Origin of the sequence: Sphingorhabdus sp., assembly GCF_044239665.1 — a bacterium.
Lineage (GTDB): Bacteria > Pseudomonadota > Alphaproteobacteria > Sphingomonadales > Sphingomonadaceae > Sphingorhabdus_B.
Genome location: NZ_JBIIBA010000014.1, coordinates 39,849 through 52,920 on the forward strand (window position 1 = coordinate 39,849; position 13,072 = coordinate 52,920).

Annotated in this window: 14 protein-coding genes, 1 tRNA gene and 1 pseudogene; 10 read left to right on the plus strand and 6 right to left on the minus strand. The window is 54.0% G+C overall.

The window, feature by feature from the left end; all coding sequences use genetic code 11:
- The first annotated feature begins 133 nt into the window (after nt 1–133).
- The 5 genes from ACILP3_RS06165 to ACILP3_RS06185 all read left to right on the plus strand — a co-directional run bounded on the left by ACILP3_RS06165 (nt 134) and on the right by ACILP3_RS06185 (nt 2,704).
- On the plus strand, nt 134–1,066 hold the full coding sequence (locus ACILP3_RS06165) for a hypothetical protein (protein ID WP_395615780.1): 933 nt from the start codon (nt 134–136) through the stop codon (nt 1,064–1,066).
- Between the two features lie 279 nt (nt 1,067–1,345).
- Nucleotides 1,346–1,421, plus strand: a tRNA-Val gene (locus ACILP3_RS06170).
- 271 nt (nt 1,422–1,692) lie between these two features.
- Nucleotides 1,693–1,869, plus strand: coding sequence for a hypothetical protein (locus ACILP3_RS06175; RefSeq protein ID WP_395615781.1), 177 nt, complete (start codon nt 1,693–1,695; stop codon nt 1,867–1,869).
- 11 nt (nt 1,870–1,880) lie between these two features.
- Nucleotides 1,881–2,294 (plus strand): hypothetical protein, encoded by a 414-nt coding sequence (locus ACILP3_RS06180; RefSeq protein ID WP_395615782.1) that lies wholly within the window; start codon nt 1,881–1,883, stop codon nt 2,292–2,294.
- 110 nt (nt 2,295–2,404) lie between these two features.
- Nucleotides 2,405–2,704 carry a hypothetical protein gene (locus ACILP3_RS06185; RefSeq protein ID WP_395615783.1) on the plus strand — a complete coding sequence of 100 codons (300 nt, stop codon included), beginning with the start codon at nt 2,405–2,407 and terminating at the stop codon, nt 2,702–2,704.
- Between the two features lie 131 nt (nt 2,705–2,835).
- Here the strand turns inward: ACILP3_RS06185 and ACILP3_RS06190 are convergent, their stop codons facing one another.
- The 6 genes from ACILP3_RS06190 to pcaF are packed head-to-tail and all read right to left on the minus strand — an operon-like array spanning nt 2,836 to nt 7,651.
- Nucleotides 2,836–3,912, minus strand: a complete 1,077-nt coding sequence (locus tag ACILP3_RS06190; RefSeq protein WP_395615784.1) for a 2Fe-2S iron-sulfur cluster-binding protein — start codon at nt 3,910–3,912, stop codon at nt 2,836–2,838.
- 6 nt (nt 3,913–3,918) lie between these two features.
- On the minus strand, nt 3,919–4,362 hold the full coding sequence (gene paaD / locus ACILP3_RS06195) for a 1,2-phenylacetyl-CoA epoxidase subunit PaaD (protein ID WP_395615785.1): 444 nt from the start codon (nt 4,360–4,362) through the stop codon (nt 3,919–3,921).
- Between the two features lie 4 nt (nt 4,363–4,366).
- Nucleotides 4,367–5,119: a 1,2-phenylacetyl-CoA epoxidase subunit PaaC gene (gene paaC / locus ACILP3_RS06200; RefSeq protein ID WP_395615786.1), complete on the minus strand. Its 753-nt coding sequence runs from the start codon at nt 5,117–5,119 to the stop codon at nt 4,367–4,369.
- Nucleotides 5,119–5,409, minus strand: coding sequence for a 1,2-phenylacetyl-CoA epoxidase subunit PaaB (gene paaB / locus ACILP3_RS06205; RefSeq protein ID WP_395615787.1), 291 nt, complete (start codon nt 5,407–5,409; stop codon nt 5,119–5,121). Before paaB ends, paaC begins: the two co-directional genes overlap by 1 nt.
- Nucleotides 5,406–6,392: a 1,2-phenylacetyl-CoA epoxidase subunit PaaA gene (gene paaA, locus ACILP3_RS06210; protein ID WP_395615788.1), complete on the minus strand. Its 987-nt coding sequence runs from the start codon at nt 6,390–6,392 to the stop codon at nt 5,406–5,408. The genes paaB and paaA overlap by 4 nt, the downstream gene beginning before the upstream one ends.
- Nucleotides 6,393–6,448: 56 nt before the next feature.
- A complete protein-coding gene (gene pcaF, locus ACILP3_RS06215; protein ID WP_395615789.1) occupies nt 6,449–7,651 on the minus strand; it encodes a 3-oxoadipyl-CoA thiolase in 1,203 nt (400 codons plus the stop codon).
- A gap of 42 nt (nt 7,652–7,693) precedes the next feature.
- Between pcaF and paaG the strand changes: the two genes are divergently transcribed.
- The 5 genes and pseudogenes from paaG to ACILP3_RS06240 form a co-directional block, all read left to right on the plus strand.
- The gene (gene paaG / locus ACILP3_RS06220; RefSeq protein ID WP_395615790.1) at nt 7,694–8,542 is read left to right on the plus strand and encodes a 2-(1,2-epoxy-1,2-dihydrophenyl)acetyl-CoA isomerase PaaG; all 849 of its coding nucleotides are present in this window, start codon (nt 7,694–7,696) and stop codon (nt 8,540–8,542) included.
- Between the two features lie 15 nt (nt 8,543–8,557).
- Entirely contained in the window at nt 8,558–10,585 is a 2,028-nt protein-coding gene (paaZ, locus tag ACILP3_RS06225) for a phenylacetic acid degradation bifunctional protein PaaZ (RefSeq protein WP_395615791.1), read from the plus strand.
- Between the two features lies 1 nt (nt 10,586).
- Nucleotides 10,587–11,873, plus strand: coding sequence for a phenylacetate--CoA ligase PaaK (gene paaK, locus ACILP3_RS06230; protein WP_395615792.1), 1,287 nt, complete (start codon nt 10,587–10,589; stop codon nt 11,871–11,873).
- A gap of 18 nt (nt 11,874–11,891) precedes the next feature.
- Entirely contained in the window at nt 11,892–12,191 is a 300-nt protein-coding gene (locus ACILP3_RS06235; protein WP_395615793.1) for an EthD family reductase, read from the plus strand.
- Nucleotides 12,192–12,746: 555 nt separating this feature from the next.
- A pseudogene (locus tag ACILP3_RS06240) lies at nt 12,747–13,072 on the plus strand (DDE-type integrase/transposase/recombinase); the annotation flags it as partial.

Consider the following 13,072-nt stretch of genomic DNA (forward strand, 5'->3'; position numbering starts at 1 on the left):
AAGCAAACCTCCTGTCCGCCAAAACTGTTTCCTCCATTATGGAGGCAATATGGAGATAAGTTTTACAAATGAACCGTCGTTTTTTTCGTGCGTTCACAAAAGCATAATCTTATCAGACAGTTGTTTGAACAACATGCAAGACCTCTCACCTCCTAGCGGCACGGGCCAAAACGGACGCATTGCGATGATCGCCGGGGGTTCATATGAACGAGATACCAAGCTTGCATCGCTGGCAACATTGGCCGGTTGTACGCCGTTACCAATGGAAGATACGCAGCCTGCGGATTTTCTGCTGATCGACCTTTCCTCCGAAACGGACATACTCAGCGATACCATATCGCGGCTAACGCATTATCTGCAAACACATCACAGCACTGCATTGATCTGGTCCAAGATGGAGACGCTGGAATTAGTTTATGCGGCGTTTCCGCACGGCCAATGTCACTTTCTGGTCAATGCAGATGATGTCGAAGCAATGCCTATTTTAGTGGGCGCATTTGGACGGATCAGAATGGATCGACTGCAGGAGAGAGACCAAGAGGTAGAGTTCAGATCGCTGCACCGGATCAGCGACGAGTTGGCCGAATTCGCCCGAACGTTGGCGCGGATGGCTGATCCAGAGCCGAAGGATAAGATAAGGGATAAATCAACTGGCTTTAGGGCAGCGCCTTTGGGGGGCTTTCAAGAATTCCCGGGCGAGAATTCGGTCGCTAACGATGCCACGCCAAAGCTAAGTCTGCGCGAAATAATCAAGCTGCGCCGGTTACGCGAACAGTTTTTCCCGCCCGACCTATTCGCGGATCCGAGTTGGGATATCCTGCTTGACCTTAAGGCAGCAGCACAAGAGGGGCAGCGCGTATCCGTATCCAGCCTGTGTATCGCCGCTGCGGTCCCGTCGACGACGGCCTTAAGATGGATTTCTGCAATGACCGAAAGCAGCATGCTCTTGCGGCGGCAAGACCCAGCCGACGCACGGCGCGTGTTTATTGAGCTTTCCCCCGAAACTTCTGCAAAAATGGACGATTTTATGGTCGCAGTCAGCACACGTTTTGCGCCAATCATTTAGGGTCAGGACCACTTAAATCCGCCTTCGCGGTTTGAGGCCATATTGTTCAGTACAAGCTTGCCAAGGTGGCAATGGACAATATGGGACACATCCGAAGGACGCCAAAATGGCGTCGATCTCAAAGCAAAATGCCCTTGCAGGCAGAATGACTGCCTGCGGCGGACATTTTCCTTCGATATCTTTGCCATTTTGACGCCGCGATGGTGGATTTAAGTGGTCCTGACCCTAAATGGCCTTGCCAAATGTGTTTCGCTTTGGCAAAGGCCCGTCTCCCGAGAGGGGCGCTTAGCTCAGTTGGTAGAGCATCTCGTTTACACCGAGAGGGTCAGCGGTTCGAGCCCGTTAGCGCCCACCATATTTCTCAATGGCTTACGGGGTTTTCCGGCTGGTTTGTTATCTACATTAATTCTCATGGTAGCACCATGGAAGCACGGTAAATCAAATTAGGGGAGCCTCGGGGAGTGCTGCTTCCTGATTCTCACTAAAGTTTCTCCGATTTTCCTCCATAACCCGATCATGGCCTAAGCCAAATCACCTCATTTAGTGGTGAAGCTAGGTGACAATTCTCTCGTATCACGTGCCATCCCCACTTCCCCTAAAGCTCGCACACCCTACATTGGGCGCTCATGACCATCGATTCTGACCTACCCACTGCTGCTATCGACCACGTCAGTTCGATGCTGATGTTGGGCGACGACCAGACGAAGGTTAGGGGAGTGCCTGTCACTGAAGAGCTCTACGACCTTATCCTGTTCACCGCCATTCGTTTGTTCGACCCATCATTTCCGAACTCTATGCTCTGAAGCATGGCGATGTGACAATTGCTGATGATCCAAAACGCCTATTGCTGACCATTCGCAACGGAAAGACCGGCCATAGAATTGCCAACTCGATGCCGGGTGCCGTGCCCGTGATGAAGCGTATCATGGCACGTAACCCTTCTGCCAAGCCTTCTGATTACCGTTTCTTGCCCGAATATCAGAACCGTGAGACGGCCTCGAAGATCATTCAGCGGCAGTTCCGGGAGGTGCTGAAAACAGCTGGGGTTCAGCACGATCCCGCTTCAGGGATCAAATACACGATCTACTCTCTAAGGCACACGGCAATCTGTATGCGGTTGATCCTGTCACACGGTGAGGTCAACATCTTCAACCTGGCTAAAAACGCTGGAACGTCTGTTGAGCAAATCGAGCGTCTTTTATGCACGGCGGCTTCCTCTCAGCCGTGAAATGGCAATCAATCTCCAGAAGTTTGGTGGACAGCCCTGAACGCAACTTAACCAGTGCCACTTTAATCGAGAGGTGCCGACGATGAACACATCAACAAGGAGATGTGATCATGGAATTGAAGTTCGTTGCTACCAAAAAGCCAACGGCCGTTCATGCTGTAACGCAGCGTCGTCAGCGACTTATCCGCCGTATTGATCAGCAGATTAGTCTGATCAAATCCGCAACAGAAGGCATGCTATCTCGTACGTCCTGGGCATGGATGGATGAAAATGGGGCCTACTTCCTACCCATCAAATATGGACGCAACTCCATAGAACTACAGAAAGGCATGTTTGCCATCCAAGGCGATTTTGATGCTCAGTTGCAGAAGGCATCAACAGAAATTCGCAGCAAGTTCAGCAAAAAATGAGGCAATGACGCCGGATTGTTGACCACTCATTGGGCCGATCACGCACCCGAAGGCAAAATCAAGCCTGATGATCTTGCTGAGGTTGCAACTAGCGTCTTACTCGACGGTTTTCGACGGAGCGGGTGTTAGCGTTACTCGTCGAAGTTGACGACGATGTCGTCGCTTGCTGGAATTGCCTGACAGGTAAGGATATAGCCTTTAGCAACATCGTCGTCAGACAGACCGTAGCGCGCAGCCATTTTGACTTTTCCGGAAACAAGCTTTGCGCGGCAAGTAGCGCAAACGCCAGCCTTGCAGGCATAGGGTGCGGGCAGACCTCTCGCCCTGGCGCTGTCCAGAATGTTACCGGCAACAGCATCAAATTCGACCATGCGGGTGCGGCCGTCGAAGGTAACACGCATCCGTGTGCCTGCAGCCTCTTTGCTTTGCGCAACCAGTACTGCAGTTTCGCTAGACGACGGGCGGCCAGCAGTGAAGCGCTCGGTCAGTATGCGGTCGGCTGCAACATTGCGGGCAAGCAGCGCAGCTTGTGCAGCATCCATCATCGGGCCTGGGCCGCAAACGCAAAAGGCACGGACACTTGCCAGTTCCGGAATGCTATCCAGCAAGTCATCGCACTTGGCGCGATCCAAGATGCCGTTAAACAGCTCTATATCATCGAGCTCGTCGGACAGAACGTTGAGTAGCGTAAGCCGGTTCATATATCTATTCTTGAGATTCTGGAGCTCCTCCAGAAAGATCATCGAGCCAGTGTCGCGGTTTCCGTAGATAAGCGTAACGCGGCTGTGTCCTTCGACAAGAAGCGCTGTTTTCAACAATGACAGCACAGGGGTTATTCCTGATCCGCCCGCGAAAAAAACATAATGCGCAGCACCATTGGACGCAAACTCGAGAGTGAAGGCGCCGTGAGGCGGCATTACATCGATGCTGTGGTCCGCTTTGAGATTTTGGTTCGCCCAGTTCGAGAACCGTCCTCCGGGAATCGCTTTGATTGCGATACGCAGCTGCCCTTCCGACGGTGCCGCGCAAATTGAATAATTGCGACGGACTTCCTCACCCTCAATAAATGTCCGAAGGGTCAGGTGTTGTCCTGGTTGGAAGGTAAACGCAGTTTTGTCTGCTTCTTTAAGATCGAAGCAGACCGAAATGGCCTCGGGTGTCTCACGAACGACATCGGCAATTTTAAGTTTATGAAAGGCTGATGACATAAAACCTCAGTGGCATTTGAAACGGTCGAAAGGCTCCAGGCATTGCCGGCATCGCCAGAGTGCCTTGCACGGGGTCGAGCCGAAACGGCTTAATTCTTCGGTATTGTTGCTGCCGCATTGTGGGCAAGATGCATAGGTGCCCCGATCAGGTGGCGCGATGCCATAGGCATTCAGTTTGTCGCGTCCTTCCAAAGTGATCCATTCGGTCGTCCAGGGCGGCGAGAGGCGCGTTTCGACTCGCACGTCCTGATAGCCTGCCGCATCCAGTGCTTTGCGGATATCAGCCTCAATCACATGTGTTGCAGGACAACCCGAATAGGTCGGTGTGACTGCGACATGCCCGACGCCCACTTCGCGGACTATGCCCAAATCCACGATAGAAACGACTGGGATTTCAGGGTCAGCCACCTGTGCCAGAATGGCGCGGATTGAGGCGAGGTCATGTGTCACCCTGCTACCATTGCGCGTCGGGATAAGCGCGCGGCAGATATTGCATTGTGCAGAGCAAATGCCCTAGATGTTCGCTATGGTACCCGCGCCGCCCGCTGGCAAAATTGCGAGGCAGCGGGGATACATCGAGGCCCGCCTCGGCGAATACTTCAGCTATCTTGGTCATAAAATCGGTTTCGAAACTCGCCGGATCTGGCGCAATTTCCTTTGCGATCAATTCATTGTCGATTTCGTCCGTGACCAACAATTCCGGAACAAGCCGCCACATCCACTCGACTCCGGCTTTAAGGCGGCGACTGCTTTCATCGGTGCCACCTCCGAGCCTGATCATCCAGTCCGCCGATATGTCAGCGTGATAGCTGATCTCCTTGACCGCTTTTGCTGCGATGGCAGCAACAGTCGGGTCTTTGGAAAAGGCCAGCCGGTCGAAAAGCATCTTCTGCCAAGTCGAATAGAGGAACTGGCGAACGATCGTCTGTGCAAAATCGCCATTGGGCTGCTCGACCAAAAGGCAGTTGCGAAACTCTGCCGCATCGCGGTGAAAGGCAAGCGCATCGGCATTGTGAACATCGGTATTTAGCGATGCAGCGTAATCTAGGAAAAGAGTTGCCTGTCCCAATAGATCGAGCCCTAGATTGGCGAGTGAGAGGTCAACTTCAATGGTTGGCGCGTGACCGCACCATTCAGACAGCCGCTGCGACAGAATGAGGCTGTCATCTCCGCGGCGCAGCAGATAATCATATAACGCGCGCTCCATCACATATGCTCTACTTCGGTAGGCAATGTGTAAAAGGTCGGGTGACGATAGATCTTGTCCTGTGCTGGTTCGAACAACGCGCCACTATCAGCCGGATCGGAAGCAATAATATCATTGCTTTGTATGACCCATAGGCTGACACCCTCCATTCGTCTTGTATAAGTGTCGCGCGCATGACGCATAGCCATTTCGCTGTCGGGCGCATGAACCGATCCCGCATGTCGGTGCGAAAGCCCACCTCGCACGCGAATGAATACTTCCCACAAGGGCCAGTCGGATGACATGTTCATGCTGCCTTTTTGCTGGACTGTTTGGCGGCATAAGAATCCGCCGCATCCCGCACCCAGGCTCCCTCATCCCATGCCTTGCGGCGAGCACTGATCCGTTCGAGCGCGCAAGGCCCCTCGCCGCGCACGACTGCATTGAATTCCTCCCAGTCAATCGCGCCGAAATCATGCCCCCCCTTTGCGTCGTTCCATTTCAAGTCGGGGTCAGGTAGCGTTAGGCCAAGCAACGCTGCTTGTGGAACCGTCGCATCAATAAATTTCTGCCGGATCTCATCGTTCGTTTCGCGCTTAATTCGCCAGCGCATCGATTGTGCCGAATTGGGCGAGTTATCGTCGGGTGGGCCGAACATCATCAGGCTTGGCCACCACCAGCGATTGAGTGCGTCCTGTGCCATGGCCTTTTGCTCAGCTGTGCCTTTCGCCATGTGGAGCATGATATCGAAGCCTTGGCGCTGATGGAAACTCTCTTCTTTACAGATACGTACCATTGCACGCGCATAAGGGCCATAGGAGGTGCGCTGCAGCGGCACCTGATTCATAATTGCCGCACCATCTACAAGCCATCCGATTGCCCCAATATCGGCCCAATTCAGCGTCGGATAATTGAAAATAGTCGAATATTTCGCACGGCCGCCGTGTAGCGCATCAATCATTTCGGCACGGCTGGTGCCAAGCGTTTCGGCTGCAGCATAAAGATAGAGACCATGCCCGCCCTCGTCTTGAATCTTTGCGAACAGGATCGCCTTTCGTCGAAGCGAGGGTGCGCGGGTCAGCCAGTTACTCTCAGGCAGCATTCCGACAATCTCGCTATGCGCGTGCTGCGAAATCTGCCGCACTAATGTCTTGCGGTACGCCTCCGGCATCCAGTCTTTAGGCTCGATATACTCGTCGCCTGCAACCCGAGCATCGAAGGCGACTGTCTGCTCGGCGGCCTCGGTGGAAACGGGCAATATGCGGGGGCTTTTCTGCAATTCCGTAGTGTACATAACCTGCTCCGATATTCTCTAAATAGCATTAACCGAATAATCGGTCAATTAATTACTCAAGCGCGCTCTATAACAATGGCGATGCCTTGCCCTACGCCGATGCACATAGTGGCGAGTGCTTTTGAAAGTTGCCGCTGATGCAGTTCTTCTATAGCAGTAAGTATTAGCCGTGTCCCCGACATGCCGAGCGGATGTCCAAGCGCGATGGCGCCACCATTAGGGTTAACATGCTCTGCCACATCCGGTAGCCCCAGCTCGCGTAGCACCGCGATCCCTTGTGCGGCAAACGCCTCATTCAATTCCACAATGTCCATATCCGAGATGCCAAGATCCAGCCGGTGCAACAGTTTGCGAGTGGCAGGAGCCGGCCCAATACCCATGATTCGTGGTGGCACGCCAGCAACCGCGCCCCCCAAAACCCGCGCCCTCGGGGTCAAGCCGTGTTTTTTGATTGCCGCTTCGCTGGCAATTATAAGCGCTGCTGCCCCGTCGTTGACACCGCTTGCATTACCAGCGGTTATCGTTCCTTCGGGGCGAACGATAGGTTGCAGCTTGCCTAATGCTTCAAGCGTTGTTGGACGAGGGTGTTCGTCCTTGTCGATGAAAATGGCATCGCCCTTCATTTGTGTGACTTTCACCGGAACGATCTCTCGCGCCAGGCGGCCATTGGCTTGCGCTGCAGCGGCGCGGTCTTGGCTCGCCATGGCGAAAAGATCCTGATCTGCACGGCTGACGCGGAAATCTTCGGCTACGTTCTCCGCAGTCTCTGGCATAGAATCAATTCCGTATAGCGCAGCGATCACGGGGTTGACGAAGCGCCAGCCGATTGTTGTGTCGAACATCTGTCCACTGCGGTCATAGGCATTGTTTGCCTTGGGTATTACGAAAGGCGCGCGGCTCATGCTCTCAACCCCGCCGGCTATCACCAGATCGGCTGCTCCTGCCATCACCCGTTGCGCTGCCATCGTAACTGTGTCCATTCCAGACCCGCACAGTCGGTTGATCGTTGTCCCGCCAGCCGAAACCGGCAACCCGGCAAGCAACAATGACATTCGTGCGATATTACGATTATCCTCACCTGCCTGGTTAGCACAACCATAAAGGACATCGTCGAGCGCCTCCCAGTCCACACCTTTGTTACGCTCCATGAGGGCTGTAAGCGGAACCGCGCCCAGATCGTCTGTCCGGACCGAAGCAAGTGCTCCGCCGTAGCGTCCTATGGGTGTTCGGACAGCATCGCAAATATAGGCATGGTTCATATCTTTCGTTTCCTTCCAGCGTCGAACCTGCTCACATAATGATTGACCGACCATACGGTCAAGTATAGAAACGATCCGGGGATTTCGAGGATCGAAAATGCAATGAATTATAAGACGATAGTTCTGTCCGTCGAATCGGACGTCGCACGCATTACGTTCAACAGACCGGACAGGCTGAATAGCTTTACCGTCGAGATGCATGAAGAAGTGCGCGACGCATTGACTAGAATTGTCGATCAGGGGGCGCGATGCCTAATATTGACAGGTGCAGGGCGCGGGTTTTGTGCCGGACAGGATTTATCCGACCGTGCCGTGTCGCCCGCTGGTGGCAAGACAGATTTAGGAGATTCGGTTGAGCGTTTCTACAATCCGCTGATCCGAACATTGACGGCGCTGGAAATGCCCGTGATCGCAGCTGTAAACGGTGTTGCTGCGGGCGCAGGAGCGAACATTGCACTTGCGTGCGATGTTGTGATCGCCGCGCGTTCGGCTAAGTTCATTCAGTCTTTTGCCGCGATCGGGCTCATTCCGGACTCGGGAGGGACCTGGATTTTACCTCGCTTGATCGGTCTCTCTCGAGCGATGGGACTGGCTTTGACCGGTGAACCTCTTAGTGCCGAGCGAGCGGAGCAGTGGGGATTAATCTGGCAATGTGTTGATGACGACGTGCTAGTCGGAACAGTCGATGCGCTTGCCACCAAATTTGCATCCGGGCCGACATTGGGGTTGGCGTTCACGAAAAAGCGTTTGCGGGAAGCGATGCTGAATTCGCTCGATCATGAGCTGGATGCGGAACGCGATGCGATGCGCACGCTGGGCTTCAGTGAAGATTATGCAGAGGGGGTTGCCGCTTTTGCGGAAAAGCGTCCCCCGGCATTCAAAGGCAGGTAAGAAAGGAATGATGAAGTGGTCGTTCGCACAGTAGAAAGTTTCGCCGAAGGCAAATGGTTTAGAAGTACAAGGCTTTCACCCATCGAGAGCGCGATCAATGGCGAGATTGTCGCCGAAACTGGAAGCGACGGCCTCGATTTCGGCGCTATGGTTTCGTACGCGCGCAATTCGGGCGGCTCGGCGCTCCGCGCTATGACCTTTCACCAGCGAGCTAATCTCGTCAAGGCGCTTGGGCAGGCGATTGGCGAACACAAGGAAAAACTCTATGAAATGTCATTCGACACGGGAGCAACTCGGGCCGACAGTTGGATAGATATCGAGGGCGGGGCGGGGACATTGTTCTCCGCATCGAACAAGGCAAAGCGCGAGCTGCCGAATTCGAATATAATAATCGATGGAGAGTTTGAGCCGTTGAGTAAGTCCGGAAGCTTTGCCGGATTGCATATTTATAGTTCAAAACAGGGCGTCGCTGTTCACATCAATGCCTACAATTTTCCTATATGGGGAATGCTTGAGAAGATCGGGCCCTCCCTTATTGCTGGGCTACCGGTCATTGTTAAACCTGCGCAGCAAACGGGCTATATTGCCGAGGCCGCAGTGAGGATTATGCTGGCAACGGGTTTACTGCCTGATGGCGCACTACAACTGATTTCAGGATCAACGGGTGATTTGCTCGACCATCTGACCGGACAGGATTCGGTCGCGTTTACCGGTTCGGCCGCCACCTCGGAAAAGCTACAACAACATCCAGCTATCGCGCGCGAGGCAGTGCTGTTTAACGCCGAGCGGGATAGCTTGAACGCCAGTATACTCGGACCGGATGCAATGGGAGGGACGCCAGAATTCGACCTGTTTGTCAAGGAAGTCGCTAAGGAAATGACGGTAAAGGCTGGACAAAAATGTACGGCTATCCGCCGCGCGCTTGTTCCTGCAGATCGTATGGACGAGGTGCAGGATGCTCTTTCACGGCGACTTGCAGCGACCATCGTCGGCGACCCTCGCCGCGACGATGTACGCATGGGCGCGCTCGTCAGCCGGGGTCAGCGCGCCGACGTTTTAGGAAAAGTCGCGCTCCAAGCCAAAGTTGCCGATATTGTCTTTGGTTCGCTCGACGAGGCCAACTTTAAGGGGGACGGGCTAGACAAGGGTGCATTTCTTTCGCCCTTGCTACTTCGCGCCGATGATCCTTGGAAGGCAAGCGCGATCCATGAAATGGAGGCGTTTGGACCGGTAGCGACGCTAATGCCTTACAAGGATGTCGACGATGCTATCGCGCTTGCCAACTTTGGACAGGGCTCGCTTGCCCTGTCTGTGGTCAGCCATGATAATGATGTTGTTCGGCAGATTGTTTCGGGAGCGGGGTCGTTCCACGGCCGTATGGTTTTCATAAATCGCGACTGCGCGAAGGAATCGACCGGCCATGGCACGCCGCTTCCTGTCTTAGTCCATGGCGGACCAGGACGTGCAGGCGGTGGCGAAGAGCAGGGCGGCGTGCGAGCGGTCAAGCATGCAATGCAGCGTTCTGCGCTACAGGGTACGCCCGACATGCTTGCGGCGATTATTGGCGAGTATCTGCCTGGGACTACGCAAACCACAGGCGACGTCCACCCTTTCCGCAAGAAAATGAGCGAACTTGAAATCGGCTATACGTTCAATAGCGCCTGGCGTACGGTAACACTGGAGGACATTGAGCATTTCGCGCATTTCACGGGCGATACATTTTACGCGCATATGGACGAGGTCGCTGCTGCTGCTAGCCCGATTTTCGGCGGCCGCGTCGCGCATGGCTATCTGATCCTGTCCTTTGCAGCTGGTCTGTTTGTTGATCCAGCACCTGGTCCCGTGCTCGCAAATTTCGGACTGGAGCGGCTTCGTTTCGTGAAGCCGCTCAAACCGGGTGACAGCATGAAAGTTGCACTGACGGCAAAGTCAAAATCGCTGCGCAATGCTGAAATGGGAGAAGTGCGCTGGTCGGTGCTGGTCACCAATCAGGGCGACGATGTGGTTGCAACCTATGATTTGCTGACCATGAACACGCCATAGTATGAGAACGCTACCTACCTGTCTTGACGGCACTGAGCTTGACGGTTCTGCACTCAAGATATTACAGTTGGACCGCCTGCGGACCTCGATCGCCCATGCCTATGCTGGTAACCCCGCATATAGGACGAAGCTCGATAAAGCTGGCGTCCATCCTAACGACATTGCTACGCTCGACGATCTCGCAACCTTTCCTTTTACTACAAAGGCCGACTTGCGCGACAATTACCCTTTCGGTTTCTTCGCTGTGCCCGCGGAGCAGATTGCCAGGCTCCATGCGTCTTCGGGAACCACCGGGAAGCCCTGCGTGGCTGGCTACACGCGCGATGATATTTCGACTTGGGCGCAGCTTGTTGCGCGTTCGATATATGTGGCAGGTGGAAGGCCTGGAATGAAGGTCCACGTCGCTTACGGCTATGGACTGTTCACAGGCGGTTTGGGTGCACATTATGGTGCGGAAGAACTGGGCTGCACCGTGATTCCGATGTCGGGCGGCCAAACCGAAAAACAAGTGCAACTCATCACCGATTTCGCTCCCGAAATAATCATGGTCACGCCAAGCTATATGCTGGCCCTGGCCGACGGATTGCGTGCGGCAGGTATCGACCCTGCATCGACATCTCTGCGCATTGGAATTTTTGGTGCAGAGCCGTGGACCGAAGCGATGCGCTCTGAAATCGAGGCGATTTTCAATATCACGGCGGTGGATATTTACGGCCTGTCCGAAGTGATAGGGCCGGGTGTCGCGCAGGAATACGCCGATAGCCAGGATGGGCTCACGATCTGGGAAGATCATTTCTACCCAGAGATCGTCAATCCCGAGACCGGCAAAGTACTGACTGACGGTGAAGAGGGCGAGCTGGTTTTGACATCGCTGACGAAACAGGCGATGCCGATCATCCGCTATCGCACGCGTGACCTGACGCGCTTGCTACCCAGCACCCACGGCGCGATGCGCAGAATGGCGAGGATTGCTGGACGGTCTGATGATATGATGATCGTTCGTGGCGTCAACGTGTTTCCTAGCCAGATCGAAGAACAGATACTCAAATGCGTCGCATTGACCGGACATTATGAAATCGAATTGACGCGTCCGAACCGCCTCGACGAGGTTTTGATCAAAGTCGAATCTCGGGGCTATCTGAGCCGGGGCGAAGGCGAAGCCATTGGCGCAGAACTCGCGAATATATTGAAAACAACCGTCGGGATAACAACAGCCGTCGAGGTCGTTGGTCCCGAAACAATAGCTCGGTCGACAGGAAAAGCCGTTCACGTATTTGACCGGCGATAGCAAAAGGAAATAATCGAAATGACTGTAAAACTGATCGCAATATATCGCAAACCCGAAGACGAAGCGGCGTTCAATATGCATTATGAAAATGTGCATTCGCCACTCGTCAAAGAAGTGCCTGGCCTTAAGTCGCTCACGGTCAACCGGGTTGAAAAGCACCTCTTCGGCGCAGACCAACCCTTTATGATTGTCGAAATGGCGTTTGCCGACCAGGCCGCCTTCGATCTCGCCATGTCTTCGGAGGAAAATAAGGCGACAGGTAAAGACGTCATGGCTTTTGCGAAAGACATTGTCAGCCTGATGGTCGCGAAGTGCTGACATTGACCGATTTTAAAATATCTCGTCTCGCCCACAGCGCGGTCGACGCCGAGCTTGCCCCCGATCACCGTCGAGCACCCCCAGGTAATGATGTTGAGAAAGGTAAAACTGGTCTGCCAAAACTAGTTTGTCCGCGGTCAAGCAGCTCGACAACGAAAATATCTTTGCGGCCGAACTTCGTCAGCCAAGCAGACGCAACGCGAAGGCCCACAAGAGCTGCCAGCCGCCGTTGTTTGTCCTCCGCTGACGATTTGAAGGTTTTTGACTCCCGTGATGACCGGGATGCCTGCCACTATTGCAGTAGTGACCTCTCCTGCCGAAACTGTAACGCTATTTTTATATGCGAAAAAACATTTCAGGGTCATTGTCGAGTGTATTGTGAATGTCTTTGTTGATGTTGTCACGAGCTTGAAGGAAGAGAAGAACGCTCTGCTTAAGCAGCTGTGAGCCCAATCGAACCGAATATCCCCCTGTTTGACCATTCCAAGCGCCGGGACGGCACGTTCGAAAGCGCTGATTTCACGTTCTACAAAGAGTGTGATCGAGGGCGGTAACGAGGCAGGGCTCGTTGTAGGCGAGCGCCGTGTTGGTCGTTTAATGCGGATCAACGGGAGCGCAGGTAACTTATGATCCGGGGGATCATAAAGCCAAGCCCAGTTCGCACTCGCAAGCACAAGGTCACCACCAACAGTAATCATCGTCTTGGCATTGCGGCGAACTGGCTTGACGGTGATTTTGTTGCCGCTGCTCCCAGCCAAAAATGGGCAGGCGACATCACCTATATATGGACTGCCGAGGGTTGGCTCTACCTCGCTGTTGTTCTTGATCTACACAGCCGCCGTGTCGTTGGCTGGGCGGTCAGCGACAGAATGACCCGAAGG

Bases quoted from the DNA above. Each gene is read 5' to 3' on its own strand.
- ACILP3_RS06165 (WP_395615780.1), top strand. From the start codon at position 134: ATGCAAGACCTCTCACCTCCTAGCGGCACGGGCCAAAACGGACGCATT.
- ACILP3_RS06175 (WP_395615781.1), top strand. From the start codon at position 1,693: ATGACCATCGATTCTGACCTACCCACTGCTGCTATCGACCACGTCAGT.
- ACILP3_RS06185 (WP_395615783.1), top strand. From the start codon at position 2,405: ATGGAATTGAAGTTCGTTGCTACCAAAAAGCCAACGGCCGTTCATGCT.
- ACILP3_RS06190 (WP_395615784.1), bottom strand. From the start codon at position 3,912: ATGTCATCAGCCTTTCATAAACTTAAAATTGCCGATGTCGTTCGTGAG.
- paaC (WP_395615786.1), bottom strand. From the start codon at position 5,119: ATGGAGCGCGCGTTATATGATTATCTGCTGCGCCGCGGAGATGACAGC.
- paaB (WP_395615787.1), bottom strand. From the start codon at position 5,409: ATGAACATGTCATCCGACTGGCCCTTGTGGGAAGTATTCATTCGCGTG.
- paaA (WP_395615788.1), bottom strand. From the start codon at position 6,392: ATGTACACTACGGAATTGCAGAAAAGCCCCCGCATATTGCCCGTTTCC.
- pcaF (WP_395615789.1), bottom strand. From the start codon at position 7,651: ATGAACCATGCCTATATTTGCGATGCTGTCCGAACACCCATAGGACGC.
- paaK (WP_395615792.1), top strand. From the start codon at position 10,587: ATGAGAACGCTACCTACCTGTCTTGACGGCACTGAGCTTGACGGTTCT.
- ACILP3_RS06235 (WP_395615793.1), top strand. From the start codon at position 11,892: ATGACTGTAAAACTGATCGCAATATATCGCAAACCCGAAGACGAAGCG.